At 56.3% G+C, this 26,367-nt stretch carries 23 protein-coding genes and 1 pseudogene; 10 read left to right on the top strand and 14 right to left on the bottom strand.

All coding sequences use genetic code 11. From position 1 onward, the window contains the following. The first annotated feature begins 478 nt into the window (after positions 1-478). The 4 genes from mgtA (at position 479) to gltX (ending at position 6,542) form a co-directional block, all read left to right on the top strand. Positions 479-3,181, top strand: coding sequence for a magnesium-translocating P-type ATPase (gene mgtA / locus ACOZ42_RS14080; protein ID WP_426345284.1), 2,703 nt, complete (start codon positions 479-481; stop codon positions 3,179-3,181). A 130-nt stretch (positions 3,182-3,311) separates the two neighbouring features. Continuing rightward, the gene (locus ACOZ42_RS14085; RefSeq protein WP_426345285.1) at positions 3,312-4,391 is read left to right on the top strand and encodes a sensor histidine kinase; all 1,080 of its coding nucleotides are present in this window, start codon (positions 3,312-3,314) and stop codon (positions 4,389-4,391) included. Next, a complete protein-coding gene (locus tag ACOZ42_RS14090; protein WP_003801854.1) occupies positions 4,388-5,029 on the top strand; it encodes a response regulator transcription factor in 642 nt (213 codons plus the stop codon). Before ACOZ42_RS14085 ends, ACOZ42_RS14090 begins: the two co-directional genes overlap by 4 nt. A 103-nt stretch (positions 5,030-5,132) precedes the next feature. After that, on the top strand, positions 5,133-6,542 hold the full coding sequence (gltX, locus tag ACOZ42_RS14095) for a glutamate--tRNA ligase (RefSeq protein WP_003801856.1): 1,410 nt from the start codon (positions 5,133-5,135) through the stop codon (positions 6,540-6,542). 121 nt (positions 6,543-6,663) lie between these two features. Here gltX and ACOZ42_RS14100 read toward each other — a convergent pair whose 3' ends face one another. The 3 genes from ACOZ42_RS14100 to ACOZ42_RS14110 form a co-directional block, all read right to left on the bottom strand. Next, the gene (locus ACOZ42_RS14100; RefSeq protein ID WP_003801858.1) at positions 6,664-7,212 is read right to left on the bottom strand and encodes a YaeQ family protein; all 549 of its coding nucleotides are present in this window, start codon (positions 7,210-7,212) and stop codon (positions 6,664-6,666) included. A gap of 76 nt (positions 7,213-7,288) precedes the next feature. After that, positions 7,289-7,801, bottom strand: a complete 513-nt coding sequence (locus tag ACOZ42_RS14105) for a hypothetical protein (RefSeq protein WP_003801860.1) — start codon at positions 7,799-7,801, stop codon at positions 7,289-7,291. Positions 7,802-7,900: 99 nt separating this feature from the next. Next, positions 7,901-8,359, bottom strand: a complete 459-nt coding sequence (locus ACOZ42_RS14110; protein ID WP_003801862.1) for an Lrp/AsnC family transcriptional regulator — start codon at positions 8,357-8,359, stop codon at positions 7,901-7,903. 112 nt (positions 8,360-8,471) lie between these two features. On the opposite strand from ACOZ42_RS14110, the gene ACOZ42_RS14115 reads away from it, so the two are divergent. After that, a complete protein-coding gene (locus tag ACOZ42_RS14115; RefSeq protein ID WP_131070909.1) occupies positions 8,472-11,939 on the top strand; it encodes an indolepyruvate ferredoxin oxidoreductase family protein in 3,468 nt (1,155 codons plus the stop codon). A 147-nt stretch (positions 11,940-12,086) separates the two neighbouring features. Here the strand turns inward: ACOZ42_RS14115 and ACOZ42_RS14120 are convergent, their stop codons facing one another. The 3 genes from ACOZ42_RS14120 to ACOZ42_RS14130 form a co-directional block, all read right to left on the bottom strand. Continuing rightward, the gene (locus ACOZ42_RS14120; protein WP_426345286.1) at positions 12,087-13,349 is read right to left on the bottom strand and encodes a hypothetical protein; all 1,263 of its coding nucleotides are present in this window, start codon (positions 13,347-13,349) and stop codon (positions 12,087-12,089) included. Positions 13,350-13,370: 21 nt separating this feature from the next. After that, on the bottom strand, positions 13,371-13,769 hold the full coding sequence (locus ACOZ42_RS14125) for a hypothetical protein (RefSeq protein ID WP_003801867.1): 399 nt from the start codon (positions 13,767-13,769) through the stop codon (positions 13,371-13,373). A gap of 656 nt (positions 13,770-14,425) precedes the next feature. Further along, the gene (locus tag ACOZ42_RS14130; RefSeq protein ID WP_426345856.1) at positions 14,426-15,301 is read right to left on the bottom strand and encodes a hypothetical protein; all 876 of its coding nucleotides are present in this window, start codon (positions 15,299-15,301) and stop codon (positions 14,426-14,428) included. A gap of 158 nt (positions 15,302-15,459) precedes the next feature. Here ACOZ42_RS14130 and ACOZ42_RS14135 point away from each other — a divergent pair, with 158 nt between their 5' ends. The 3 genes and pseudogenes from ACOZ42_RS14135 (at position 15,460) to ACOZ42_RS14145 (ending at position 17,512) form a co-directional block, all read left to right on the top strand. Further along, entirely contained in the window at positions 15,460-16,023 is a 564-nt protein-coding gene (locus ACOZ42_RS14135) for a YggT family protein (RefSeq protein ID WP_059318260.1), read from the top strand. Between the two features lie 238 nt (positions 16,024-16,261). Beyond that, positions 16,262-16,897 (top strand): annotated as a pseudogene (locus ACOZ42_RS14140) (DNA-3-methyladenine glycosylase family protein); the annotation flags it as partial. 135 nt (positions 16,898-17,032) lie between these two features. Beyond that, on the top strand, positions 17,033-17,512 hold the full coding sequence (locus tag ACOZ42_RS14145) for a methylated-DNA--[protein]-cysteine S-methyltransferase (protein ID WP_426345857.1): 480 nt from the start codon (positions 17,033-17,035) through the stop codon (positions 17,510-17,512). 53 nt (positions 17,513-17,565) lie between these two features. On the opposite strand, the gene ACOZ42_RS14150 is transcribed toward ACOZ42_RS14145, so the two are convergent. The 8 genes from ACOZ42_RS14150 to ACOZ42_RS14185 all read right to left on the bottom strand — a co-directional run bounded on the left by ACOZ42_RS14150 (position 17,566) and on the right by ACOZ42_RS14185 (position 24,265). Beyond that, entirely contained in the window at positions 17,566-18,057 is a 492-nt protein-coding gene (locus ACOZ42_RS14150) for a glycine zipper 2TM domain-containing protein (protein WP_003801873.1), read from the bottom strand. A 57-nt stretch (positions 18,058-18,114) separates the two neighbouring features. Next, positions 18,115-19,056, bottom strand: coding sequence for a carbohydrate kinase family protein (locus ACOZ42_RS14155; RefSeq protein WP_426345287.1), 942 nt, complete (start codon positions 19,054-19,056; stop codon positions 18,115-18,117). A gap of 8 nt (positions 19,057-19,064) precedes the next feature. Further along, positions 19,065-20,243 carry a zinc-ribbon and DUF3426 domain-containing protein gene (locus ACOZ42_RS14160; RefSeq protein WP_219236125.1) on the bottom strand — a complete coding sequence of 393 codons (1,179 nt, stop codon included), beginning with the start codon at positions 20,241-20,243 and terminating at the stop codon, positions 19,065-19,067. 24 nt (positions 20,244-20,267) lie between these two features. Beyond that, positions 20,268-21,188, bottom strand: a complete 921-nt coding sequence (prmA, locus tag ACOZ42_RS14165) for a 50S ribosomal protein L11 methyltransferase (protein WP_003801876.1) — start codon at positions 21,186-21,188, stop codon at positions 20,268-20,270. 96 nt (positions 21,189-21,284) lie between these two features. Next, positions 21,285-22,634: an acetyl-CoA carboxylase biotin carboxylase subunit gene (gene accC, locus ACOZ42_RS14170; protein WP_003801877.1), complete on the bottom strand. Its 1,350-nt coding sequence runs from the start codon at positions 22,632-22,634 to the stop codon at positions 21,285-21,287. Between the two features lie 4 nt (positions 22,635-22,638). Beyond that, positions 22,639-23,085: an acetyl-CoA carboxylase biotin carboxyl carrier protein gene (gene accB, locus ACOZ42_RS14175; protein ID WP_003801878.1), complete on the bottom strand. Its 447-nt coding sequence runs from the start codon at positions 23,083-23,085 to the stop codon at positions 22,639-22,641. An 86-nt stretch (positions 23,086-23,171) separates the two neighbouring features. Then, positions 23,172-23,606: a type II 3-dehydroquinate dehydratase gene (gene aroQ, locus ACOZ42_RS14180; protein ID WP_003801879.1), complete on the bottom strand. Its 435-nt coding sequence runs from the start codon at positions 23,604-23,606 to the stop codon at positions 23,172-23,174. Between the two features lie 161 nt (positions 23,607-23,767). After that, positions 23,768-24,265: a TlpA family protein disulfide reductase gene (locus ACOZ42_RS14185; RefSeq protein WP_003801880.1), complete on the bottom strand. Its 498-nt coding sequence runs from the start codon at positions 24,263-24,265 to the stop codon at positions 23,768-23,770. A gap of 108 nt (positions 24,266-24,373) precedes the next feature. Here ACOZ42_RS14185 and mpl point away from each other — a divergent pair, with 108 nt between their 5' ends. Next, on the top strand, positions 24,374-25,738 hold the full coding sequence (gene mpl, locus ACOZ42_RS14190; protein WP_426345288.1) for a UDP-N-acetylmuramate:L-alanyl-gamma-D-glutamyl-meso-diaminopimelate ligase: 1,365 nt from the start codon (positions 24,374-24,376) through the stop codon (positions 25,736-25,738). A gap of 28 nt (positions 25,739-25,766) precedes the next feature. Continuing rightward, entirely contained in the window at positions 25,767-26,354 is a 588-nt protein-coding gene (locus tag ACOZ42_RS14195; RefSeq protein WP_003801882.1) for a YqiA/YcfP family alpha/beta fold hydrolase, read from the top strand. Positions 26,355-26,367 lie beyond the last annotated feature (13 nt).

Here is a 26,367-nt window from a genome sequence, read left to right on the forward strand (position 1 = left end):
AGGAAAAAACACATTATGTCCAACGACGGCAGTCGAAGAACGATGCTGCCCAAGCCCACCAGACAGACATAACCCGCGGGTTTGACTGCTGAAGCGGCTTGCGCAGCACGATCAGGAGTCAACCATGCATCGCCTTACTCATACTGGACCGATCCGGGCCCTGACCCCGTCGGGCTCGCATCTTGCCACACCTTGCCCTCGCGAGCGCGCGGTTCCCAACCGCCGCCCCGCTCTTGCCTGGCGCATCAACACGGCTAGCCGCAAACCAGAAATCCACTGGCTTGCAAACAGTGACAAACCCCCATCAGCGCAAATAAGGCGCTGCATCTTGCGCCGCCACTAAACGTTGGCCTGACGCCGACTCAATTCGCCAGTTCTTACCTGTAGTCTGCCGACCCTCAAACCGGTCAGCAGGATCTGCTGCGTCCATCCCCCGGAATGGACGGCACAGTCACGCCTGTACCCCAGGAGCATTACCATGAGCATTCAACAACACCGTTCGCCACTGCGCTCAGTGGACCACGACGCCAAACTGCGCACGGCTACCGAAACCGGGCTGAGCCTGGAGACGACTCTGGCCGCTGTACAGGCCAACCTGAACGGCCTGACCGATGCCGAGGCCTTGAGCCGCCTGACCGAATATGGCCCTAACGAGGTCGCACGGGACAAACCCGCCCACGCCCTGATTCAGCTGGCCCTGGCCTTCAAGAACCCCTTTATCGCGGTGCTGATGGTGCTGGCTGCGGTCAGCGCCGTCACTGACATCATCCTGCCCATGCGTTCGGGCGAAGCAGCGGACTACACCGGCGTGCTGATTATTGTGGTCATGGTCACCTTGAGCGGCCTGCTGCGTTTCTGGCAGGAATATCGTTCCGGCAAGGCCGCCCAGGCCCTGAAAGCCATGGTGCGTACCACCGCCAGCGTGCAGCGAAGCTCCACCGTCTCCAGCGCGACCGTATTGCGCGAAATCCCCATGAGCCAGATCGTGCCCGGCGATATCGTCCGCCTGTCGGCGGGCGACATGGTCCCGGCCGATCTTCGACTGATCGAGTCTCGCGATCTGTTCGTCAGTCAGGCCGCGCTGACCGGTGAAGCCCTGCCGGTCGAAAAGTACGATGTCTTTAGCGCCGTCAGCAGCAAAAGCGCCACGGCACCCCGTGCCCAGACCAGCGTGCTGGAACAGAACAACCTGTGCTTTATGGGCACCAACGTGGTCAGCGGTACGGCCACGGCAGTGGTGGTGGCCACCGGCGCGAAAACCTACTTTGGCTCGCTGGCCAAAGCTATTGTCGGTTCGCGCGCCGAGACTGCTTTTGACCGGGGCGTGAACAGCGTTAGCTGGCTGCTGATTCGCTTCATGCTGGTCATGGTGCCTGTCGTGCTGCTGATCAACGGTTTTTCCAAAGGCGACTGGACTGAAGCCTTCCTGTTCGCACTGGCCGTTGCCGTCGGCCTGACCCCTGAAATGCTGCCCATGATTGTGTCCTCCAACCTGGCTAAAGGCGCGGTTGCCATGGCCAAGAACAAGGTGGTGGTCAAACGCCTGAACGCGATCCAGAACTTTGGCGCCATGGACGTACTATGCACCGACAAGACCGGCACCCTGACGCAAGACCGGATTATTCTGGAGCACCATCTGGGTCTGGATGATCGCAACTGCCCACGCATTCTGGAATTGGCCTTGCTCAATAGCCTGCACCAAAGTGGCGTCAAGAACCTGATGGACCAGGCCGTGCTGCGTTTTGCACAAAAGACCCCATCTGCCCTGCAAGCAATCGGTTCCTATCGCAAGATCGATGAACTGCCTTTTGATTTTGTGCGACGCCGCCTGTCGGTCGTGGTGCAAAACCCGCAAGGCGAACAGCTCATGGTTTGCAAAGGCGCCGTGGAGGAAATGCTCAGCGTCGCCACCCATCTGCAAGACGGTGACCAGCGCCGCCTACTGGACACCGAGCAGCGGGCCCGTCTGCTGAAAATGGCTTACCGCTACAACTCGGACGGCTTTCGTGTCTTGCTGATTGCCACTCGACGCATTCCTGTCGAACAGGCCAAGAGCCGTTACGAAGCCCAGGATGAGTGCCAGATGACGGTGCAAGGCTTGCTGACCTTTCTGGACCCACCAAAGGAAAGTGCTACCCAGGCGATTGCCGCCCTGACCGAGCACGGTGTGGCCGTGAAAGTCCTGACCGGCGACAACGAAATCATTACCGCGAAAATCTGCCGTGAAGTGGGCCTGGAGCCCGGCCAGCCTTTGCTTGGACCTGATATCGAACGCATGCAAGAGCCCGATCTGCGTTGCGCTGTCGAGCGCCACTCGGTATTTGCAAAACTGACGCCGCTGCAAAAGTCGCGTGTTCTCAAAGCGCTGCAGGCCAATGGTCATACCGTCGGTTTTCTGGGCGATGGCATCAACGACGCTCCCGCCCTGCGTGATGCCGATGTGGGCATTTCGGTAGATAGCGGCACGGATATTGCCAAAGAGTCGGCGGACATCATCTTGCTGGAAAAGAGCCTGCTGGTTCTGGAAGAAGGCGTAATCAAAGGCCGCGAGACTTTTGGCAACATCATCAAGTACCTGAACATGACGGCCAGCTCCAACTTTGGCAATGTGTTCTCCGTGTTGGTGGCCAGCGCCTTCATCCCTTTCCTGCCCATGCTGGCCATCCACTTGCTGATTCAGAATCTGCTCTACGATATCTCCCAACTGGCTTTGCCCTGGGACCGCATGGACAAGGATTTTCTGCGCAAGCCCCGCAAATGGGATGCCAAAAACATTGGCCGCTTCATGATCTGGATCGGGCCGACCTCGTCCATCTTCGACATCACCACCTTTGTCTTGATGTGGTACGTATTTGGGGCAAATACGCCCGCAGTGCAATCGCTGTTTCAGTCCGGCTGGTTTATTGAAGGCTTGCTCTCGCAGACACTGGTTGTTCACATGCTACGTACGCAAAAAATCCCCTTCATCCAAAGCACAGCGGCCCTGCCTGTGATGCTGATGACCTTCCTGATCGCCGCTGTTGGCATCTACCTGCCCTTCTCCGGCGTGGGTGCCATGGTGGGCCTGCAGCCTTTGCCTTGGGAGTATTTCCCATGGCTGGTCGGCACCTTGCTGGCTTACTGCCTGGTCGCACAAGGTATGAAAATGCTGTACATCCGCCGCTTTGGTCAGTGGTTCTAAGACTGACAGGCCGGGGCTCCTCGCCATCCTGGCGGGAGCCCGGGCCCTGACCTGTAATCAGACACAAGCCCGGGTATATGATGGCGGCACGACGGACACGATCCTGCTGCCTGACCTGGACACGAACGATATGACACCACCCTTTAGCGCCTTGTCGAGCAACACCTACCGCGCCTTGGCCCTGGTGGGCCTGTGTATTTTAATGGTGCTGGTCTTTATCGCCGACACCGTGACCAACTATGCAATTGCTGCCGCTGTCTTTCATACGCCGCTGCTGCTGATTGCGATTCGTTTTCTGTCTGCGCGGCTGGTCATTGCACTGACCGGCATCAGCATGGCGCTGACCGTAGTCAGTGTCCTGCTGACTCGTTCGGGCGATTACGACGTGGGCCTGATCAATACCGGAATCAGCCTTGTTGCCATTGCGGTCACTGCGTACCTGGGCCTCAAGCTCAAATCCGTGCAGGCAGCCGCCCATGAAACGCGTGAACATTTGCTGCGCCTGTCTCGCTTGACCACCCTGGGGCAACTAAGCACCTCGATTGCCCATGAGGTCAGCCAGCCCCTGGCCGCCATCAACAGCAGCGCCGGTGCCTGCCAACGCTGGCTGGAGGCCTCGCCGCCCAATATAGAGAAAGCCCAAGCTGCCGCACAGCGAATCGTCTACGACGCACAGCGCGCCAAAGATGTGCTGGATCGGGTGCGCAGCATTACCCGCAACGAGGCGCCCGCCAGCAGTGCTTTTGATTTGAACCTGGCCTTGACCGAACTGCTCAGCCTGTCGAGTGGCGAGATGCAACGCCATCATATTGACCTGCGTCTGGCCTTGCAGACTGACTTGCCCCCCGTCTATGCGGATCGCGTACAGATTCAGCAAGTAATGGCCAATCTGCTGCTCAATGCCATTGAAGCGCTCAGCCCTCCTTCGAGTTCCCACGCCGCGTGCATCAGCATAGAAACCAGCTTCCTGCCCGGTGACAAACCTCAGACTGGCAAGGTGCTCTTTTCCATTAAAGACAATGGACCGGGTTTATCCGGCACCCAGTTGTCTGAGCTGTTTAATACGTTCTGGACCACCAAACCCACTGGACTAGGACTGGGCCTGACCATCAGCCGCACGATTATCGATGCCAATAACGGCCATATCTGGGCCACCCATCAAACCGACGGCGGCGCAGCCTTTCACTTCACCTTACCTTTGGCGCCATGACAGACAACCTGGACTCTTCTTTGACCACGCCCACGGTTTATATCATTGATGATGACCCTTCAATTCGCGCCGCTCTGGACGATCTGCTGGCCAGTGTGGGAGTAAAGGCACTGAGCTTTGCCTCTACCCGCGATTTTCTGGCTCATCCGCTGTCCGATGCGCCCGCCTGTCTGGTGCTGGATGTGCGCATGCCCGAACAAAGCGGCACGGACTTTCATGCACAGATGGCATCACGCGGTTTGCATATGCCGGTCATATTCATGACCGGTCATGGTGATATTCATATGGCGGTCAAAGCGATCAAACAGGGGGCCTGGGACTTCCTGACCAAGCCTTTTATGGATCAGGCTCTGATTGATGCCGTGCAGTCCGCCCTGGCAGCCGATGCCCAGCGCAAGGAACAAGCCAGGTCCCGGCTGACCTTGCAGCAGCGCTGGGACAGCCTGAACCCAGGCGAGCGTGATGTGTTTGTGCGTGTGGTACAGGGCTTGCTGAACAAACAAATTGCCGCCGAACTGAATGTGAAGGAAGTCACGGTCAAAGTGCGACGCGCCCGTGTCATGCAGAAAATGCAGGCCGGCTCTCTGGCAGAGCTGGTGCGGCAATTCGATCAGCTCAATGCGGAAACAGGGCCGTAAGCCCGTTCTGGCCGGCAGTTCTTTTTTAGTTCACGCACTGGGTTAAAATATACAGATTCGGTCCCGCATGGGGGCTTTACAAGGTCAAGGCCACACACAAGTTATGAGCACGTCTACTTCCAACGTCATCCGCACCCGTTTCGCCCCCTCTCCCACCGGTTACCTGCATCTGGGCGGCGCGCGTACTGCCCTGTTTTCCTGGGCTTTTGCCCGCCATCATCAGGGCACCTTTGTGCTGCGCATTGAAGATACAGATCTGGAGCGTTCCACCCCCGAGGCGGTGCAAGGCATTCTGGATGGCATGCAGTGGCTGGGCCTGGATGCAGACGAAGGCCCTTTCTACCAGATGCAGCGCATGGACCGCTACCGCGAGGTCATCGCCCAGTTGCTGAAGGACGGCCATGCTTATTACTGCTACAGCAGCCCGGAGGAAGTGGAGGCCATGCGCGAAAAAGCGCGGGCCATGGGCCAAAAGCCACGCTACGATGGAACCTGGCGCCCTGAAGCCGGCAAGCAATTGCCGGCCATTCCTGCCGACCGCAAGCCTGTGGTGCGTTTCAAAAGCCCGCAGGCTGGCGCAACCAGCTGGGACGACATGGTCAAGGGCCGCATCAGTTTTGACAATAGCGAACTGGACGATCTGGTCATTGCCCGTCCTGACGGTACGCCAACCTATAACTTCTGCGTGGTGGTAGACGATTGGGACATGGCAATCACACATGTGATCCGCGGCGATGACCATGTCAACAACACCCCTCGTCAGATTGTGATCTTGCAGGCCCTGGGCGCGACTTTGCCCGAGTACGGTCATGTGCCCATGATTCTGGGTCCTGATGGCGAGAAGCTGTCCAAGCGTCATGGTGCGGTCAGCATCATGGATTACGACAAGGACGGTTATCTGCCTGAAGCCATGATCAATTACCTGGCCCGTTTGGGCTGGAGCCATGGTGATGACGAGCTGTTCACTCGCGAGCAGTTGGTAGAGTGGTTTGATACGCGCAGTCTGAGCAAGTCGGCTTCGCAGTGGGACCCCAAGAAGTTGAACTGGGTCAATGCCCACTACATCAAGGCCAGTGACAATGCAGATCTGGCCGAACGTGTCGCGCCACGTATCGAGGCCCTGGGTGGCAAAACGGATGGCCAGGATCTGCCCGGCATCATGGGTTTGTTGAAAGACCGTGCCGAGACCTTGAATCAGCTGGCTGAGGGCGCCTTATTGTTCTGCCGTCCTTTCGAGCCTGCCAGCGATGAACTGATGGCGGAGGTCCTGACACCGGAGGCCCGTGTCCTGCTGCGCGATTTTGCCAATAAGGCGATCAGCTTGCCGCAATGGAATACAGAAAACCTGGCCGCCTTGATCAAGCAGGTCCTGGCCGAACACAACGTAAAAATGCCCAAACTGGCCATTCCTTTGCGGGTTGCCGTAACAGGCCAGAAGCAAACGCCTGCCGTGGATGCCGTGCTGGCATTGGTGGGACGCGATAAAGTATTGGGACGACTGGCAGGTTTGTAAAAAACCGCGGGCACCGATGAAAAAGGGCATCTCAAGCGAGATGCCCTTTTTGTTTCAACCCGTTCTTGTCGCCTCAACCAAAGCGCTGCGCGACGCATGGCCGCTGTCTTTTAGGGCTCGTTCAAGCCGCCGCGTTAAGGAGGCTAAGCTCGATGGTAGCCTCACCTTTCTCGCTGCTGGCCCAGACAGTGCCATCCTGAACATTCAGATTGATCGTCATACCACGCTCGGCCATGGCGGCCAGCGCGTCAGTCCCCGCCACATCCAGCGCATAAACCTGCACATTGCGTGCACGACTGATCTTGTCCTTGATGCCACCCCACCAGACCGGCACATTGCGGCCATACGCAAGCACCGTGACCTTATCGGCACGTCCGCTGGCTTTGATCAGCCGTCGATCATCGGGCAGCCCCACCTCCAGCCAGTGCAGCAAATTACCGCCCAGATCATGCTCCCACAAGGCCGGCTCATCCGAGTCGCTCAGACCGCGCGAAAAACTCAAGGCTTCGTCAGACTGCACATACAAGCCGTATGCCAGCAAACGCACCATCAGACGCTCTTCGGTCTCGGAGGGATGGCGGGCCAGCGTCAAGCTATGACTGCCGTAGTAGGCCCGGTCGTTATCGGCCACATTAAGTTCAGCTTTATAAATCGTTGCGCGCAGGGCCATGAAGCGTCCAGCAAAAGAAACAGACAAAAAACGGGCCGCCCCCAGGACGGCCAGGAATTACTCAAGCCGATAAGGCTCAAAACGGTAGACGATAGCCTGGCGACATTCGGGTCAGGCGGTACACCTTGCCACCTTGATCGCGCAGCACCAGATTACGGGCGGTGAGACTGACAATGTTGTAGTGGTTTTCGTAAATCGGGTCGCCCGGTTCGGTCACGACACCATTGGATTCCTGCGTATTGATCTGCAGGTTATTGCCTTTGCGTACCCAGCAACCGCTTTCATTCAAACCTTGCGAGGGCTTGTTGGGACGCTTGACCTGTTCGGTGTAGGCCATTGACCCATCTGCCTGCAAGGTAAACAAGGTGCGCAACTCGCCAACCACGCCTTTTTGACGGTGCTTGCTCAACCAGTTGCCCGCCAGTTGTTCCCCTTGTGCAGCCGGCTGGCAGGCAGGGTGAACCGGCTTGGCCGCAGCAGTCTGGGCAGCAGGCTCGGGTGCCGGCGCTTTGACCGCGCAGGCGCTTAGGAAAACTGTAGCCAGCACAGCGACCCAGCAAGAGCGTCGCAAGATATTCGCCTTCGTCATAAAACCCCGTCCTTCATGCTTACATACCGACCCACCACAGGCCGGCGAATCCTGATTATTCTACCCGAACGCATTGGTCTTACCCCATAACAAGTTGCTTCAAAGCGGTAAAGGCAGGCGGGTCACATTCTTGATTTCACGCATGGCCACAATGGTGCGAGTCTGGCGCACACCGGGCATATTAAACAAGAAACGATGCAGGAAATCATCGTAGGACTCGGCGCTGGGGACCATGATTTTCAACAGAAAATCCGCATCGCCGGTCACCGCATGACACTCCAGAATCTCCGGCGCATCACGTACCGCACGAATAAAGTTGTCAACAATTTCACCTGAATGCCGGTCCAGACTGATCTGCGTGAACATGCAACTTTGCAAACCGACCTGACGGCGATCGACGCGCGCATAATAGCCTTGGATGACCTTGTTTTTCTCCAGGTTTTTGATACGCCGCCAGACAGGTGCCGTAGACAGCCCCACCTGCTCGGCGACCTGTTGGGCAGAGGCGCGACCATCGAGCTGCAAGACGTCCAGGATTTTTAAATCAGTTTTATCCATATTTGAATAATTTCGAAATAAACATTTCAAAGAATAGGGAATACACGCAACTATAACGCAAAAAAAAACGAGGGCAGACTCTCTATCATGACTCCTATCTGGAGGTTTCATCATGACGCAGTCCGTCGACACTCAATACAAGCTTAGCGACAACCTGACCGCGCAGTCAGGGCGCATCTTTTTAACTGGCACCCAGGCTTTGGTGCGCATGCTGCTGACCCAGGCTCGCCTGGATAAAGAGCGGGGTTTGAACACCGCCGGTTTTGTCTCCGGTTACCGTGGTTCGCCACTGGGCGGTGTGGACATGATCATGTGGAAAGCCCAAAAGCACCTGGATCAGGCCAAGGTCCGTTTTCAGCCTGCCATCAACGAGGACCTGGCTGCGTCCATGATTATGGGCACCCAACAGGCCGGTGAACGCGCAGACCGCACGGTCGATGGCGTATTTTCCATGTGGTATGGCAAAGGCCCGGGTGTGGACCGTGCGGGCGATGCCTTGCATCATGGCCACGCCGCCGGTGCCTCCCGGCACGGCGGTGTCTTGATGATTGTGGGCGATGACCACGTCGCCTCCTCCTCGTCCATTCCCCATGCCAGCGAACAATCCCTGATCGCCTGGGGTATTCCGGTGGTCAACCCCAGCTCCGTCGAAGAATACGAGCGCTTTGGCGTCTGGGCCTGGGCCTTGTCGCGTTACTCCGGTTCTTGGGTCGCCTTTAAAGCCATTACCGAAACCGTGGAAAGCGGACGCTCCTTTGAGATTGCTCCCTTGGACGATCTGGCGCCGGCCCTGGCTGACCAGCAAGGCGGCAAACATCCCTACGACCCCAGCAAATTCCTGACTCCGGCCATGGAGGGTACCCTGGATGCCCGCCTGGAAAGCGTGCGTGAGTTCGCTCGCAAGCACAGTCTGGACCGTATGCTGGAGGCCGCGCCACAGGCCCGCATTGGCATTGTGTCCACCGGCAAGGCCACCTTGGATACGCTCGATGCGCTGCAACAGCTCAGCGCTCTGAACAATCTACCGGCCATTCGCCATCTGAAAATTGGTCTGAGCTGGCCTGTTAACCCGCAATCGCTGGAAGACTTTATCGAAGGCCTGGACCACGTTCTGGTGATTGAAGAAAAGGGCCCGATCATTGAAGACCAGTTAAAGAATCTGCTCTTTAATCGTGCCCAGCGCCCCACGGTGTCAGGCAAGCGCGATATTGAAAATGAGGTGCTGATTCCTGCCGATGGTCAGCTCAGCCCGGCCCGTGTGGCCGTTGGTCTGCGTCGCTGGCTGGGTCATCACGCCAATGTGCAGTTGCCTGCCTGTACAGAGCAAAATCTGGCACCCATTGATACCCATGGCCTGACCCGTCGCCCCTACTTCTGTTCGGGCTGTCCGCACAATACCTCCACCAAAGTACCCGAAGGCAGCCAGGCCATGGCCGGTGTGGGTTGTCACTACATGGCAACCTGGATGGACCGCAAGACCCGTGGTCTGACCCAAATGGGGGGCGAAGGCACGGACTGGGTAGGCCTGTCGCCCTTTATCCAGACCGGACACATGTTCCAGAACATGGGTGAAGGCACGTATTTTCATTCGGGCTACCTGGCGATTCGTCAGGCCATTGCCGCGGGTGCCAACATTACCTACAAGATTCTGTTCAACGACGCGGTTGCCATGACAGGCGGCCAGCCCGTTGACGGCCCGATCTCCGTGCCCCGTATTTGCCAGCAAACCATTGGAGAAGGAGCGCGCCGCGTGGTCATCACCACCGATGAGCCCGAGCGCTATCGGGGTGTCAGCCTGCCGGCTGGTGTGGACGTTCACCATCGTCGCGAACTGGATCGCCTGCAACGAGAACTGCGCGAGATTCCCGGCGTCACCATCTTGATTCACGACCAGACCTGTGCGGCTGAAAAGCGCCGTCGGCGTAAAAAGAACGAGTACCCCGACCCTGCGCGTCGCCTCTTTATCAACAAAGCAGTCTGCGAAGGCTGTGGGGATTGCGGGGTGCAATCGAACTGCCTGTCGCTGGTGCCAGCTGAAACCCCTGAAGGCCGTAAGCGTCAGATCGATCAGTCCAGTTGCAACAAAGACTACTCCTGTGTGGAGGGCTTTTGCCCCAGCTTCGTATCCGTGATGGGCGGGGCCTTGCGTCGAGGAGATCAAAATGGTCAGGCCGACATGAAGGCGCAACTGCTGGCCAAGCTGGACACCCTGCCCCAACCTGCCATTCAGGCACGCGATTGCAATGTCATCGTTGCAGGCGTGGGGGGAACCGGCGTCATCACCATTGGTGCCGTGTTGTCCATGGCTGCACACCTGGAGGGGCGCTCCAGCTCCGTGCTGGACATGACGGGTCTGGCACAAAAAGGCGGCACGGTCATCAGCCACATCCGCCTGTCTGCCAGCCAGAAGGCTACCGGAGCAGTACGTGTTGATCCTGGACAGGCGGATCTGGCCATCTTGTGTGATGTAGTGGCCGCCGCCCACCCTAACGCGCTGTCGTGCCTGCGCCCAGGTCATACTCACGCCATCATCAACGAATATCTGGCACCCACGGCCGAATTCACCCGCGATCCGGATGCGCCTCTGGATGCGCTACTGCTGTTGAACCAGTTAAGGCGCGCCGCCGGCGAAACCCGGGTGCATTCCTTCAATGCGCATCAGGCCGCCACCCTGTTATTTGGCGACAGCCTGCTGTCCAACATGCTTTTGATGGGTATGGCCTGGCAACAGGGCGCCATGCCTGTGAGCAGCGCAGCGCTTGAACAAGCCATCCGTCTGAACGGTGTGGCCATCCAAGCCAACCTGGATGCTTTCCATCTGGGGCGTGTGCTGGCCCACGACGAGCAGGCCCTGGCCAAACTATTGGCCCCGGCGGCTCAAGTAGTAACTTTGCAGCGCCGCGAGACGCTGGAGCAGATCATGCAGCGGTGCACTGGCAGCCTGGAGCAGTACCAGAACGCCGCCTATGCCCAACGCTTCACGCATACCATCGAGGCGCTGCATGAAGCCGAACAGAAACTGCGCCCGGGTCAGCGTCCTGTCCTGACAGAAAAAGCCGCGCGCAGCCTGTACAAGCTGATGGCCTACAAGGATGAATACGAGGTGGCCCGTCTGTTCAGCGCCCCTGCTTTCCGTCAGGATCTGGAGCAGCAATTCGAAGGAGACTTCTCCTTGCGCTTTCACTTTGCCCCCCCGCTGCTGGCACGCCGGGACCCGTCAACAGGCCGCCCTCGCAAGATCACTCTAGGGCCTCGTACCGCTACCCTTTTGCGCTGGATGGCCAAAGGAAAAGCGCTGCGCAACACCCCACTGGACCCGTTTGGCTACACCCATGAACGCCGTATGGAACGTCGTCTCTGGCGTCAATACCAGAACCTGCTCAAGCGCTTGAGCACGCATCTGAATCACTCGAACTACGCTGCCGCCTTGGAGCTGGCTGAGTTGCCCCAGCAACTGCGCGGCTTCGGTCCAGTCAAAATGGAGTCAGCCAAGAAATACGAAGCCCGTTTTGCCCAACTATCGCACCATCTGTTCAATACCGGGAATACGACGGAAGCGCTGACACAAACGCTGGCCTAAACACACCCGGGTCTTCACCCACCAAAACAGCAAGCAGGCCCTGTTACCGACAGGGCCTGCTGCTTTTCAGATAATTACGAGAGCATGGACGCAAAGTGCCAAACCCGGGTGATTGCCAAACCCATCATCCTGCAATGAAGGCAGCCCTTAGGTAATAGCGGGCACCATATTGAATGACACTGACGCCGTCGAGGTTCGGCCTGGATAGGTAGCGCGATCCCTACTTAGAAACACACCCGAAATGTAGTGTCCCTCAACTTCGTATTTCACATATCCGGAGTAGCTTTCGCCTTGACCCACCTGCATCACCCTCCCATCAAACAAGGTGAACTTGACCTCATCCATCAGGCCCTGATATCTCATCTCAACCGTCTTAATCAGAGATCCATTCAGGTCGAAAACATCGCGATTGCCCACCCGTTCACCGAGCAGGCTGCTGTCACCATTTTCATAGATTATTTCCAAACCGCCTATCCTGAACAAGCTATTGATTCTTGGCCCGCTATAGCCAATGATCTGGACGATTTTATTGGCCTGCTGCCCAAAGACTTCTGGACATAAGGGTTGCGCCATCTCGCTGTCCGGAGTCAAGGCCTGGGCGATCATTCCCCCCGTAATCGTCCCAACCGCCGTGGAATAGCTGATCACATTGATATTGAATCGCTTATCAAAATCCAGATCACGGATATTTTTTACGACCTCCACCGCCTCGACGCCATGCAGCAAACTATAGCCCCGGACGGCAAACATATTATTGGCCACTTCGTCGGGCCTGGAATTTTCGTACGTTCTATCCAGTTCCGTTTCATATATTCTATTAATATAGTCTCGGGATGAGTCTGCGAGATCATCTATGTGATTTTTCAAACTATTCAGGTCAATGCTCGACAAGCCAATTTGATCTTTTTTGTCGATGCCCATTTTCCAGTAGCTGGCTTGCAGCAAGATCATGGAGGCATACATGGGCATCAGCTTATAGTTGGTCAGTTCATCAAAAGAACGAAACTTTTCGTCTTTTCCAACCAGATAAAACTGCAGGTTCTTATACTCCGAACACGCTTCCGGTGAGCCCGGAGACTCTTCCAGCAACCTCGCCACATACTCCATCTTCTTTTGAATCTCGCGCAGCTCCCCGTTCAGAATTCCTTGTATTGTTGCCAGAATCTGATTGTCAATGTACTCCCTTAGCTCATCCAGGGACTTTTGCCACACGTCTTTTTCATTTTTTGGCCAGAACAAACCCACGATGGTCGACAAGGCTTTGCCCACAACCGGGATCTGTCCCAATCCAAACATGACCGAGCTTTTAATAATCGCGGAGTAGTCCCAATCTCCCAAAGAAATAGATCGTGTATAAAACCTTTCCTGCTCCTGCTCACTATATACGCTCTTTAACTCAAGCAATTTCATAGCATCCGCCTCAATTCAGGATTATTTAGCCACCGTGACACTGACAGTCGCATTCTGATCAGTACCGTTGAACAAAACAACTTTGCTGTAGTACAGAGAATTGGACGGAGCCTGCAGCTTCTTTTCCTCTCCTATTCCGACCTCGACAGAAGAGTATTCAAACCAGCTGGAGGTAAAAGAATGAGACCAATAAAAAACAGCTTTTATTTTATTTGCCTTTCCGGCATTGAATATCCAGTAAGACTTATGAATTTCAGGGATAACTGGCGTGCTATATTTCGCAGCCTGCACAGAACCGTGCTTGGGAACCGTAAACGTACCACCTGACAGAAGTTGTACAGACTCGTCTGCCGGACTCGTTTCCAGACCCACCCCGCGCGACAACTTTTCAATTTCGTTATTGCTGAACTGATCTTTCATTGTTTACTCCTTAAAAAACACCAGGCACAAGAAACATCGTTCAAACAATATAAATGTAAAAATCAGTCAAATTTAGAAAAGCCAATACGCCGCAAGCCTTAATAATCATAGCTACGAACCACGTGTTACCATAAATGCGATTTTTAATTTATTGCCTTACGATAAATAAGCTTAAGAATAATCCGCCATTAAGTAACCAGGTCATTATTCAAAATCCCCCGTATAAACATTGTTCTAAAAAACGCCCCTCGAGCCGAATCATTCAAGCCTTCCAGCGATCCAGCCCTCGACCTATCCGCCCAGATTCCGCCCAGATTCCGCCAGATACTTGTAGGTCGATGCCGGAACCGGGAAAAGACAGCACCCCGTCCACAGCACGCCATCTGGCCCGCAACCATCACGTCATTTCCTGCCTCCAGGTCGAACGGTCAAAACCAGCACGGAAAAAAGCAATTTTTGTTTTGTCGCCAAGGCCCCTTTGTTCAGTCTGAAAAAACACATATGCGCAAAACGGCAGTCGCACAGAACGCAACTTATTGGAGACAGCAAGCGGGGTTAACAAAGCCATATGCGTGTGCTACATGATTAATACTTGACTGTGTAGGGGCTTGCGTTAGACTTCTATGCGTATAGGGTATTGGCCCTGAACGCCTGCGTCATTTGAAAAAGGCCATTGCAGTTTTCCAGGCCAGGACAAATGGGTGTGGACAAACTAAAGACTTGTTCTCAAGGAGCATGATCATGGCAACAGCCAAGAAAGGCGCAGCAAAAGCAGCAAGCAAGAAAGCCGTCAGCCCCAAAAAAGCAACGCCAGCCAAAACAGCCGCAGCACCCGCAACCGCTACTGCTACCAAGACCAGTCCCAGCAGCAAAACCGCTGCCTCCACGTCCCCCGCTAAAACCACGGCTTCCAAGACCGGCAAAGCTGCTGTGAAAGCGCCTGCCAAAGCGGCAAGCAGCGCCCCAGCCAAGAAAACTGCGACAAAAGCAGCGGTAAAGAAAACCACGGCAGCAAAGCCCGCGGCAAGCAAAACAGCCACAAGCAAGCCAGCCGCCGTGAAAACCGTCGCCAAAAAAGCAGCTGCTAAAAAGACCAGCACCAGCAAAGCCGTTGCCCAAAAAACGGTAGCCAAAAAAGCGCCCGCCAAAAAAGCGGCCGCTCCCAAGACAAACACTGCTAAAACAGCAACTGCCAAACCTGCTGCCACGGCTGCCGACAAAAAACCGGCCAGCACCAAGGCAAGCACATCCGTGGCAAAGAAAGCCACGTCCAGTAAAGCGACAGCCAAACCTGCCGCTAAAACCGGCACTAAGGCAGCAGCCAAGACAGCGGCAAAAAAAGCCAGTCCCGCTGCCAGTGCAGCAAAATCCGTAGCTCCCAAGAAGAAAGAAGTTAAATCCGTGACCGCAGAAACCAAAACCCCAAAGACCAGTACAACGTCCAAAACCGCCGCTAAAGTTGGCAATAAGACCGCAGCACGAAAAGCGACCAAAACCGCTGCTGCGCCTGCTGAGCCGCGTCGTGAAGACATCAACCCTGCCGGCTCCTGGCCGTTCCCAACCGGCAAGCGTCCTTAAGCGCACCTCGTTTGCACGTTTTTCCTAAAGAGCCACCCCGATCGGGTGGCTCTTTGGTTTGACGCACTTGCATGCGACAATTCTCTCTTCTATCAATTCATACCAAGCAACTATGTTCAGTGAAGTCGCCCTCTTCCTAATCCATATTGTTCTGTCACTGCTGGGCACGATTTTGCTACTGCGTGCCTGGGTTTATGCGCTCAGAATCCACCCCTTCAATCCCTATTCACAAGCCATGTTCAAAGTCACGGACTGGCTGATCATGCCTTTGCGACGGGTGATCAAAAGTGGCAATCATTGGGACTGGACCTCCCTGTTCGCCGCCTGGCTAAGTGCCTTGGTTTACCTTGTTCTTAGCGCCATGGTGCTGACCGGTTCGGTCTCCATGCTCTCCAACTTCCCCATGTTCTTGCTGGCCGCCGTCTTTACCGTGCTGCGCTGGACTTTGAGCCTGATTTTCTGGGTGGTGCTGCTGCAGGCCTTGCTGTCATGGATTCAGCCTCAGTCTCCCAGCATGCCTTTGCTGCGTTCCATTACGGCGCCCTTGCTGGACCCGATCCGCCGCGTCTTGCCCGATCTGGGTGGCCTGGATCTGTCGCCATTAGTGTTGCTGCTGTTGACACAGGTGCTCAATATGGTCATCACACGCACAGCTTTCAGCCTCGTACCTATCTAGGCTGGCACGCCATCTTGTCTGAAGAAGCCTGAACGTATGTTCAGGCTTTTTTTTGCTCCCCTGCACCTGGACATTCAACTACAACCCCATCAACACTCCCCCTCCCGCCCCGTCAATGGAGCCCCCCGACAGACAGTCCACCCAGTTTTCATGACATGAATTCAAGAGCAAGAATCAGGGTGCCTGCCCCCAAGGTGGACCTTATACTGGTCTTACCTTCAATCAGCCGAGCACTGGCATGACTCGCCTTTTACCGAACCCGGACTTGGACGGCCGCTATCGTAAGGCCGAAAAATTTCTGGCCGCACTGGACCCTGACTGGCAGGCACTGATTGCCCATGTCGGCCCCTGTGTTCACCAGCCACGCCCAGAACGCGACCCTTACGAGGCACTTATCCGCTCTGTGGTCTATCAGCAGTTGCATACCCGTGCAGCTGAACGCATTTTGCAGCGTCTGCTTGATCTCTATCCCCACGGCCATTGCCCAGATCCAGAGGAAGTGCTGGCCACACCGTATGAGACGCTGCGGGCTTGCGGCTTGTCCGGCGCCAAGGCCACCAGCATCATGGGGCTGGCACAAGCGCGGTTGGATGGCCTCATTCCCGATCAGGCACGTGCCGTGCAGATGTCCGAGAAAGAACTCATCGAACGGCTGACCACCTTGCGTGGCATCGGACGCTGGACGGTTGAAATGATGATGATGTATACGCTGGAGCGTGAGGACATCCTGCCTGCAGATGACTTCGGAGTGCGTGAAGGCTACCGCAATCTGAAGCGTCTGGACAAAGCCCCCTCGCCCCGCGCTCTGCGTGAGATTGCCCAAGCCTGGGCCCCGTATCGAAGCGTGGCCTCCTGGTATTTGTGGCGCATGCCCAAGCGAGCAGCCGCTACTGCTTTTTCACAAAGCGACGAACACGTTTATATCCCGGCGGACAAGCCGGCCACTACACGGCGTCGCTCAGGCCCAGGCGGGCCGATTCATTTTGGCATCACCGCGTGCAGCCTGGGTATGTTGCTGGTAGCCAGGAGCGAACGCGGGATTTGCGCAATTTCTTTGGGTGATGACGCCGCAGTCATGCTCCAACAACTGCAGAATCAGTTCAAAGCAGCCACGCTGATTCAAGCAGAGGTGCAGCTCCAGCAAGAACTGGCCTACCTACAAACCTTGGTAGACGAGCCGGATCGGGAAATGAACCTGCCTCTGGACATTCAAGGCACCGCTTTTCAACAACAAGTCTGGACATTGCTGCGCGAGATACCCCTGGGCCAGACCATGAGCTATACCGACATTGCCGTCCGGTTGGGCATGCCAAACGGAGCCCGGGCAGTCGCTCAAGCCTGTGCCAGCAACCTATTGGCCATTGCCATTCCCTGCCATCGTGTTCTGCGACAAAGCGGGAGTCTGGCAGGATACCGCTGGGGCCTGGAGCGCAAGAAAATCCTGCTTGAGCGTGAGCGCCGCCAGGCCAGCCAGCACAGACAGGCATAAAAAAACCCGGCCATGAGCCGGGTTCTTTATCACGTGAAGCCACGGGGCACCACTTACATGGGCACCACACGCGTAGGACCATTACCGCTGAGCATGCGTACACGCTGGCCGACGGACAACGGTACATCGGCTTCCTGAGCCACGACACGAGTCTCACCGTTGTCCAGCTGCACCGTAATCTCCAAACCTTGGGTCTTACCCATACGGTTCTCTACGGCATTACCAACCAGGCCACCCAAAATAGCGCCACCGATACTGGCCAGAATACTGCCGCGCCCGCCACCGATACTGCTGGCTGCCACGCCACCCAAGGCGGCCCCCCCAACCGTACCCACGCCCGAGTTCTGGTCTTCCTGAATGGTGACGGCTCGTACCGACACCACCGTACCTAAACGCACGATCTGTTCGCGCTGAGCCTGACCGTAGCTGTACACCGAGCTGGAAGCCGATTTATTGGCACAACCGGCCAGCAGGAACACGGGCGCCGCCAGGCTCGCCACTACCAGCAGACGTACTTTGGGTCGATCGAAAAAAGAAACGTACATACGGTTTACTCCAAAAAACGTGGCTGGCCGAATCATAGAAAACGGCTGAGTGCTCTCTTACAGACTACGTTCGATACCATAGTGCTGTTTTAGCATGACCGAGATATCAGAACGTTTAAATTCATGATTTTGCGGACCATCAGCTTGAATTTTAATACTGCCCATCAAGTTGCCCAAGCTGCAGGCCTCTTGCCAGCTCCACCCTTTTGTAAGTCCATATAACAGGCCGGCGCGATGCGCGTCGCCGCAACCGGTGGGATCAACCAGATTTTCCACGGGGACTGGAGCAATGTGATAAGTCTGGCCTTGATGATAAAGCGTGCTGCCATGCTCGCCACGCGTCACCACGGCCGCTTGCAAGCCTTGTGCGATCTCGGCCATGCTCTTGGAGGTGCGCTGCTCAATCACTTCGGCCTCATACTCGTTAGCCGTAAGAACTTGACACAGTTCAAGCATTTCATGCAGGTCTTCACCCGCAAACAAGGGCATGGCCTGACCCAGGTCGAAGATAAAGGGGGTGCCCTGCGCATGCAAACGGCGCGCATGGGCGAACATGCCATCTTTGGAATCTGGCGCCACAATACCCCAGGCCGCTTCCTGGCCCGACAGGTCAATCTGGGCCGAGCTCACCATCGCGCCGGGATGAAAAGAAGTAATCTGGCTGGCGGCCAGGTCGGTGGTGATGAAGCACTGAGGGGTGAACATGTCTGGCATCACCCGGACCATGCTGGTGTCAATCCCCAGATCCTGGAGACGCTGTACGTAGTCCACGCCATCACTACCGACTGCCCCTACCGGCACAGGCTGGCCACCCAGCATATTCAAGGTGTAGGAAATATTACCTGCGCAGCCGCCCCACTCTTTACGCAGGCTGGGCACAAAAAAAGACACGCTCAGGGTCTTGATGCTGTCGGGCAAGATGTGATCTTTGAAGTACCCCTCGAAAACCGCGATCGTATCGAACGCGATCGAACCACATACCAGCACTCGCTCGGTCATAAATTACCTTATGGAAAAAAAGGGCTAATCTGGTAGCCATTAACTTGTAGCTGCCCGGTGTTCAAAGGCAGGCGCACCATGAGCTCACTGCGCGCTGCAAAAGCAGGCTCACGTCGCTCGGGAGCCAGATACTGGTCGGGCGTGATATTGCGCCGTGCGATCAGAGCTCCGGAAAAATCTTTCAAATCAAGAACCAGCGTGGGCCACTCCTGGGGACGCTCAAAGTCGTTACGCAGCGTAAAGCCCAAGGTGGAGTGACCTGGCTGGCTGGGCGCCTTATGCAAAGCCGAAGCCTGCACCCGGATCTGATCCAGGCGGCGCTCATAGGGAATCTGGCAAGACAACGTCTCACAGGCACGCTCGAACACGGGACGCAACAGGGGCACCTGGCTCACAATCTGCACACGGTAGACATACATCAACTGCGCGACAAACAGCAGCGCACCCAATACGCACAAACTGGTCCAGAACAGAGCGCTCACACGCTGACCCAGGCTGGTCTCACCTTCATAGCGCGTCTCACGCTGCAAGGCAGGGTTAGGCTCAATAAGCCAGTCCTGCTGCACATGGTCGCTATCATGCGTGCCATCAGCCTGGCGGGAGGGAAATGAAGCTCGCAACGTGCTGGCGCGATCACCAACACTGAATTGGGGTTCTGCACCTGTCCAGGAAGCCTGACCGATATGATGCCCACGCTCTTGCTCAGGGGTCAGATCAGCAGACACAAAAAATGCTGCTTCCCCGTCATCGCGCGGCGTACGCCCTGCTCTGGCACGAGCACGAATCACGGCAGGGTCAGCCGGTGTAACGGGCGCCTGCGCGAGAATGGAGTCCGGAAATTTACGGACCTGCAAAGACTCATGGGCACTGCCTTCATCGCGGGGTGGGGCGTGACGGGAGTGCTCAACAAAGCGCGGTCCCGGGATGGGAGCCTGCAAATCGACCGCCTGCACCTGTTCGCGCCGGGCAGACACCGTCGGCTCAGGCGCCAGACGCGGCTCGATCGGTTCCATCACAGGGGGAGAAACATAGGTAGGCTCAGGGGCTTGCTCATCAATGACTTCTTCAAAGCCATCGAAGATATGCGCACATTGAATACAGCGTATATAGCCCCGGCGGCGCTGCAGCACTTCCACACTAGCAGCAAATGAGGTCCCGCAACGGGGGCAGCGAGTCTTTAGCTCCATAAACTCACCTTAAGTTCTGCCGTCTTACAACGGGCGTTGACCAGCCAAACACACCCAGCCATCCCGTTCCTGCCAGACCGACAAGGGCAGATAGGAGGAGTAGACATCGATCATTTCCTCAGCCTGCCAATTGTAAATACCGGACAAAATCAGATGCCCGCCCGGTTTGACGCGGTTGGCCAGCATAGGTGCCAGCATACGCAGGGGATTGGCCAAAATATTGGCTACAACCAGATCCGTTTGCCCGGCGGGCATCGCGTCGGGCAGCAAGCCCTCCACCTCGACCTGATTGACTTGCGCATTGTAGCGCGTGGCAATCACGGCCTGCTCGTCAATATCCACACCAATCGTATGACCGGCACCCAGCTTGCGGGCGGCAATGGCCAAAATGCCGGAGCCACAACCATAATCCAACACGGTCTGACCTGCCTGCACATGGTGGGCCAGCCAATCCAGACACAAATGTGTGGTTGGATGACTGCCGGTGCCAAAGGCCAGACCGGGGTCCAGTTCAATCCGCACCAGTCCGTCATCACCTTCCTGAGCAGGAGGCAGATCCTCATCATCCTTGTGCCAGCTAGGCACAATCAGGATACGCTCGCCCACGGGAATGGGACCGAACTGGGACTGGGTCAAACGCACCCAATCCTCGTCAGGCACTTCGCGCAGGCTCCACTGGGCCTTGTCGCGATCAAGCACACCCGCCTCAAACAGCGGTTGCAGCAACTCTTCCGGCTCAAGCTCCTCGGGCAGCAACGCCACCACCCAATTGCGATCCCAGGCCAACACATCCGGCTCAATACCCGGCTCACCAAACAAGGGCTTTTCCTGATCGGTATCACCGTCAGCATCTTCCACCGACACCGACAAGGCGCCCGCTTCCAGCAGGGCATCGGACAAACGTTCAGCTTCGTGTTCCTGGCAGCTCAGTAAGAGTTCACGCATACATAGTTTCCATAAAGCAAAACAGGGGGCTTGCCCCTGTTTTACATAATCATCATTCTTGTCAGGTCAGGCCATCGGCCCGACCCGTTGCTGCCCTTATTTGCTACGTTGGGACAGCTTTTGTTCCAGGTAATGAATACTGGTGCCACCTGCCTTGAAGTTGGCGTCCTGCATCAATTCCCGGTGCAGTTCCACGTTCGTCTTGATCCCTTCCACCACCATTTCGGACAAGGCAATGTCCATACGGGCGATGGCCTGCTCACGTGTCTTGCCATAGGTAATCAGCTTGGCAATCATGGAGTCGTAATAGGGAGGCACGGTGTAACCGGTAAAGACGTGCGAGTCGATACGCACGCCAGGGCCACCGGGCGTGTGCCACTTGGTAATCAAACCAGGGCTTGGGACGAAATTGAACGGGTCTTCTGCATTGATACGGCACTCGATCGAGTGACCCACGAATTCGATGTCACGCTGGCGCAATACAAATTTCTCGCCTGCAGCCACCTTGATCTGCTCTTGCACCAGATCAATACCGGTAATCATTTCCGTGATGGTGTGCTCGACCTGAATCCGGGTGTTCATCTCGATAAAGAAGAACTCACCGTTTTCATACAGGAATTCAAACGTGCCCGCGCCACGATAACGCATACGGCGACAAGCGTCGGCACAGCGCTCACCGATACGTTCGATCAGGCGACGCGGAATGCCCGGTGCGGGCGCCTCTTCAATCACTTTCTGGTGACGGCGCTGCATGGAGCAATCGCGCTCACCCAGCCAGATGGCGTTGCGGTCGCCATCGGCCAACACCTGAATTTCGATGTGGCGTGGATTCTCGAGGTACTTTTCCATGTAGACCTCGGGATTGTTGAACGCCGCCGCTGCTTCAGTTTTCGTCGTAGCAACAGCTGTCAACAGGGCCGCTTCGGTGTAGACCACGCGCATGCCGCGACCACCACCACCGCCCGAGGCCTTGATGATGACGGGATAACCCACTTCGCGAGCAATACGCACGATTTCTGCCGGATCGTCAGGCAAGGCACCGTCCGAGCCGGGAACCACGGGCACACCGGCCTCGATCATGGCTTTCTTGGCCATGACCTTATCGCCCATTGTGCGAATGTTCTCGGGACGAGGGCCGATAAAGACAAAACCGCTCTTTTCGACACGATCAGCGAAGTCCGCATTCTCAGCCATAAAGCCGTAGCCAGGGTGAATGGCTTCCGCATCGGTGACTTCCGCCGCCGAGATGATGGCAGGCATGCTCAGGTAGCTGTCACGGGCCTGGGCTGGGCCAATGCATACGGCCTCGTCAGCCAGACGCACGTATTTGGCACCACGATCTGCTTCAGAATAAACGACGACTGTCTTGATACCCATCTCGCGGCAGGCGCGCTGGATACGCAAGGCAATTTCGCCCCGATTGGCGATTAGGATTTTTTCAAACATATCATCAACCGATGATGAACAAGGTCTGACCGTATTCCACCGGCCCGCCGTTTTCAACCAGGATTTCCTTGATCACGCCGGACTTGTCGGCTTCGATCTCGTTGAGCAGCTTCATGGCCTCGATAATGCACAGGGGCTCGCCTTCCTTGACGGTCTGGCCCACTTCCACAAACGGAGCGGCGCCCGGGCTGGGGGCACGATAGAAGGTACCGACCATCGGAGCCTTGACGGCGTGGCCTTCGGGAGCTGCGGGAGCAGCCGGGGCGGCAGGAGCACCGGCGGGCGCCACCACCTGGGCTACAGGAGCCTCAGGGGCGTACACCACGGGAGCGGCCGAGCTTTGCGAAAATTTAACAATGCGAACCTTGTCATCACCTTCGGTGATTTCCAGCTCAGCAATGCCAGACTCGGCGACCAGATCGATCAGGGTTTTGAGTTTTCTAAGATCCATGCGTACTTCCCGCAACGCCGCACTAGCCACTGACTGGGACAGGACGGCATTAAAAAAATATTGGTCAAAAAAACGAAACGAACCGCCTAACTATTCAAAGCGAACCGCAAAGCGGCCTCATAGCCGTACGCCCCTAAACCCACAATGACACCGCAAGCGGTGTCAGAAAGATAGGAGTGGTGGCGGAACGGCTCACGACGGTGAACATTGGACAGATGAACTTCAATAAACGGAATACCGACACCGGCTAGCGCATCCCGTATCGCCACGCTGGTATGGGTATAGGCCCCAGCATTGATCAGGATGAAATCGACACCCTGGTCACGAGCTTGATGAATTCGATCAACGAGCCCGCCTTCGTGGTTACTTTGAAAAAAATGACACTGCGCGCCATGCTGATCGGCCAGCACCCGTAAACCACTGTTGATATCTTCGAGAGTCTGGTGTCCGTAGACATCGGGTTCTCGTGTTCCCAGCAGGTTGAGGTTGGGCCCGTTAAGGACCAGGACATGTTTCGCCATAGCGGATTTTTCGTCAAGACAGACCGCCTTTTTACGCTAAATAACGTCATTTGTCCATAAACCTGCTTGGCTTACAAACAGTTAGGATTGGTTCCATCCCGTTTGGGGCAGGCTGCCCACAGAGCGGAAATTTAACGAAATTAAGCGAAAAAGTCGGCCAGTTAGCGTTGAGCCTTAATAACTTCGTCCAACTTTTCGGGATCTATCTGACCCAAAATCCGTTCGCTGATCCGACCATTGCTGCCAAACACGACCGTAAAGGGCAGGCCGCCCTTTTTATTGCCCACGCTGCGCATCTGTTTCAGACCCGCCGAACCCGCCAGCAAAATATCGTAGCTGACCGGAACGCGTTCCAGAAACTCCGTGACGTTATCGAGCGAGTCCACCGCGATGCCGACAAAGTGCACGTCGGGATAGCGTTCGTGCAGGGCTTGCAGGTCAGGCATTTCCTTGACGCAGGGCGCGCACCAGGTTGCCCAGAAATTCACGACCAGCGGCTTGCCGCTGTAGGCGGACAGCGCACGATCCTCGCCCTGAAGATCTTTGAAGCTTTGCGCCAGAAACGGGTCGGAAGGCAGCAAACTGGCCCATGGGGCAGGATGCAGGGCCAAAAGGCTTGCACACACCAGCGACTGCCGCAGAAAAAGACGCCTACGCATACCGGCTTACACCTGAAAAAATATCATTCAGGGATGATAGCACCGGCCCTCACCAAAGCTCACGCATCAGATCAAACAGTCGTCTAGAATACAGGCCGGAGGATTGTCATGCATATACACATACTAGGAATTTGCGGCACATTCATGGGTGGTCTGGCCCTGATTGCCCGTTCGGCTGGCCATACGGTCACAGGTTGCGACGCCGGGGTTTACCCGCCCATGAGCACCCAACTGGAAGAGCAAGGCATTGCACTGATCGAGGGCTTTGGCGCAGAGCAAACCGAACTGTGTCCTGATCTCTATATAGTGGGTAATGTGGTCACCCGCGGCAATCCCCTGATGGAGGCCATTTTGGATCAGGGCCTGCCTTACACGTCCGGTCCGCAATGGCTGGGCGAGAACATCCTGCACCAGCAGCACGTATTGGCCGTGGCAGGCACACACGGCAAGACTTCCACCAGCTCCATGCTGGCTTGGATTCTGGAGCAGGCCGATCTGTCGCCTAATTTCCTGATCGGTGGCGTGGCCCCTGGTCTGGGCGTCTCGGCGCGCTTCAATCCTGGACAATCCTTGTTTGTGATCGAGGCCGACGAGTACGACACCGCATTTTTCGACAAACGCTCCAAGTTTGTTCACTATCGCCCCCGCACAGCCGTTCTGAACAATCTGGAATACGACCATGCCGATATCTTCCCGGATCTGCATGCCATCCAGACCCAGTTTCACCACCTGGTGCGCACCATTCCTTCCACTGGGTTGATTGTCCGTCCCACCCACACCCCCAGCCTGGATGAAACCCTGGCACGTGGTTGCTGGACGCCGGTCGAGCAGTTCGGCCCTGAAGGAGACTGGGACAGCAAAGCGCTGAGTCCCACTTCCTTTGAAGTAAGTTTCAAGGGCCAGCCCCAGGGCATCGTCCACTGGACCTTGACAGGCGAGCACAATCGTCTGAACGCTCTGGCCGCTATTGCTGCCGCCCACCATGTAGGCGTACAGCCTGAGCGGGCTTGTCAGGCATTGACCCAATTTGCCGGTATCAAGCGTCGCATGGAAGTACGGGGTGTCGTCAAAGACATTACGGTCTACGACGATTTTGCTCACCACCCCACAGCCATTGCCACCACCCTCGCCGGCCTGCGCAGTCAAACCGGTCAATCAAGCCGGATTCTGGCGGTGCTCGAACCGCGCTCCAACACCATGAAGCTGGGCGCCATGGCGGCCCGCCTGCCAGGCTCGCTGGAAGAGGCAGATCTGGTATTTTGCTACGGCGAGACCCAAGGCAAGCACGCGCTGGGCTGGGATGCGGCCAAGGTCCTGGCCCCTTTAGGGGATCGTGCCACAGCGTGGAATGATTTGGATAAAATGGTTCAGGCTATTGTTCAAGCCAGCCAGCCCGGCGATGCCATTGTTGTGATGAGTAACGGCAGCTTTGGCGGCATTCATCAGCGCCTGCTGGATCAACTGTCACGCTGACCCTCTTATCTATATAGCAGGTGCTCCCATGATTCTCTATCTTCACGGCTTTCGTTCCTCGCCTTCGTCCTATAAAGCGCAGCGCCTGAAACAAGCCTTGCAGGACAGAGACATGCTGCACCTGTGGCGCTGCCCGCAATTGCCCGCCAGCCCGGCCCAGGCCATTGCCATGTGTAAACGCATTGTGGATACCGAACTGCAGGCAGGCATGAGCACGGATCAATTATGTGTGATCGGCTCCTCGCTAGGCGGTTACTATGCCAGTCACCTGGCGCAGCACTATCACAGCCGCGCGGTACTGCTCAACCCGGTGGTCTACGCAGGACGGGATCTGGCCACCCAGGTGGGCGAACATGTCTGTTATCACTCGCCCGACCCTTTTCATTTCCTGCCCGACTATGTCGATGAGCTCAACGACATTCATGTCCCACGCCCAAGCGATCCCCAGCGTTTTTATCTGCTGGCCGCCAAAGGCGATGAAGTTCTTAACTGGCGCGAAATGGCGGATTGGTACAAAGGCAGTCAGGGGCAGATTCTGGAAGGCGGCGATCACGGTCTGACCGACTTCGACCCCTGGATCGACGATATTTTGCGCTTTGCCCTGCAACAACCTTAAATCTATTTACCGG

The sequence above is a fragment of the Alcaligenes sp. HNGD-HTN06 genome (assembly GCF_049932565.1).
Lineage (GTDB): Bacteria > Pseudomonadota > Gammaproteobacteria > Burkholderiales > Burkholderiaceae_B > Alcaligenes > Alcaligenes ammonioxydans.

What these genes read in the sequence shown, in the direction of transcription:
- mgtA (WP_426345284.1), top strand. Translation starts at nt 479, where the DNA reads ATGAGCATTCAACAACACCGTTCGCCACTGCGCTCAGTGGACCACGAC.
- ACOZ42_RS14085 (WP_426345285.1), top strand. Translation starts at nt 3,312, where the DNA reads ATGACACCACCCTTTAGCGCCTTGTCGAGCAACACCTACCGCGCCTTG.
- ACOZ42_RS14090 (WP_003801854.1), top strand. Translation starts at nt 4,388, where the DNA reads ATGACAGACAACCTGGACTCTTCTTTGACCACGCCCACGGTTTATATC.
- gltX (WP_003801856.1), top strand. Translation starts at nt 5,133, where the DNA reads ATGAGCACGTCTACTTCCAACGTCATCCGCACCCGTTTCGCCCCCTCT.
- ACOZ42_RS14100 (WP_003801858.1), bottom strand. Translation starts at nt 7,212, where the DNA reads ATGGCCCTGCGCGCAACGATTTATAAAGCTGAACTTAATGTGGCCGAT.
- ACOZ42_RS14105 (WP_003801860.1), bottom strand. Translation starts at nt 7,801, where the DNA reads ATGACGAAGGCGAATATCTTGCGACGCTCTTGCTGGGTCGCTGTGCTG.
- ACOZ42_RS14110 (WP_003801862.1), bottom strand. Translation starts at nt 8,359, where the DNA reads ATGGATAAAACTGATTTAAAAATCCTGGACGTCTTGCAGCTCGATGGT.
- ACOZ42_RS14115 (WP_131070909.1), top strand. Translation starts at nt 8,472, where the DNA reads ATGACGCAGTCCGTCGACACTCAATACAAGCTTAGCGACAACCTGACC.
- ACOZ42_RS14120 (WP_426345286.1), bottom strand. Translation starts at nt 13,349, where the DNA reads ATGAAATTGCTTGAGTTAAAGAGCGTATATAGTGAGCAGGAGCAGGAA.
- ACOZ42_RS14125 (WP_003801867.1), bottom strand. Translation starts at nt 13,769, where the DNA reads ATGAAAGATCAGTTCAGCAATAACGAAATTGAAAAGTTGTCGCGCGGG.
- ACOZ42_RS14130 (WP_426345856.1), bottom strand. Translation starts at nt 15,301, where the DNA reads ATGTCTTCACGACGCGGCTCAGCAGGCGCAGCAGCGGTTTTGGTCGCT.
- ACOZ42_RS14135 (WP_059318260.1), top strand. Translation starts at nt 15,460, where the DNA reads ATGTTCAGTGAAGTCGCCCTCTTCCTAATCCATATTGTTCTGTCACTG.
- ACOZ42_RS14145 (WP_426345857.1), top strand. Translation starts at nt 17,033, where the DNA reads ATGTTGCTGGTAGCCAGGAGCGAACGCGGGATTTGCGCAATTTCTTTG.
- ACOZ42_RS14150 (WP_003801873.1), bottom strand. Translation starts at nt 18,057, where the DNA reads ATGTACGTTTCTTTTTTCGATCGACCCAAAGTACGTCTGCTGGTAGTG.
- ACOZ42_RS14155 (WP_426345287.1), bottom strand. Translation starts at nt 19,056, where the DNA reads ATGACCGAGCGAGTGCTGGTATGTGGTTCGATCGCGTTCGATACGATC.
- ACOZ42_RS14160 (WP_219236125.1), bottom strand. Translation starts at nt 20,243, where the DNA reads ATGGAGCTAAAGACTCGCTGCCCCCGTTGCGGGACCTCATTTGCTGCT.
- prmA (WP_003801876.1), bottom strand. Translation starts at nt 21,188, where the DNA reads ATGCGTGAACTCTTACTGAGCTGCCAGGAACACGAAGCTGAACGTTTG.
- accC (WP_003801877.1), bottom strand. Translation starts at nt 22,634, where the DNA reads ATGTTTGAAAAAATCCTAATCGCCAATCGGGGCGAAATTGCCTTGCGT.
- accB (WP_003801878.1), bottom strand. Translation starts at nt 23,085, where the DNA reads ATGGATCTTAGAAAACTCAAAACCCTGATCGATCTGGTCGCCGAGTCT.
- aroQ (WP_003801879.1), bottom strand. Translation starts at nt 23,606, where the DNA reads ATGGCGAAACATGTCCTGGTCCTTAACGGGCCCAACCTCAACCTGCTG.
- ACOZ42_RS14185 (WP_003801880.1), bottom strand. Translation starts at nt 24,265, where the DNA reads ATGCGTAGGCGTCTTTTTCTGCGGCAGTCGCTGGTGTGTGCAAGCCTT.
- mpl (WP_426345288.1), top strand. Translation starts at nt 24,374, where the DNA reads ATGCATATACACATACTAGGAATTTGCGGCACATTCATGGGTGGTCTG.
- ACOZ42_RS14195 (WP_003801882.1), top strand. Translation starts at nt 25,767, where the DNA reads ATGATTCTCTATCTTCACGGCTTTCGTTCCTCGCCTTCGTCCTATAAA.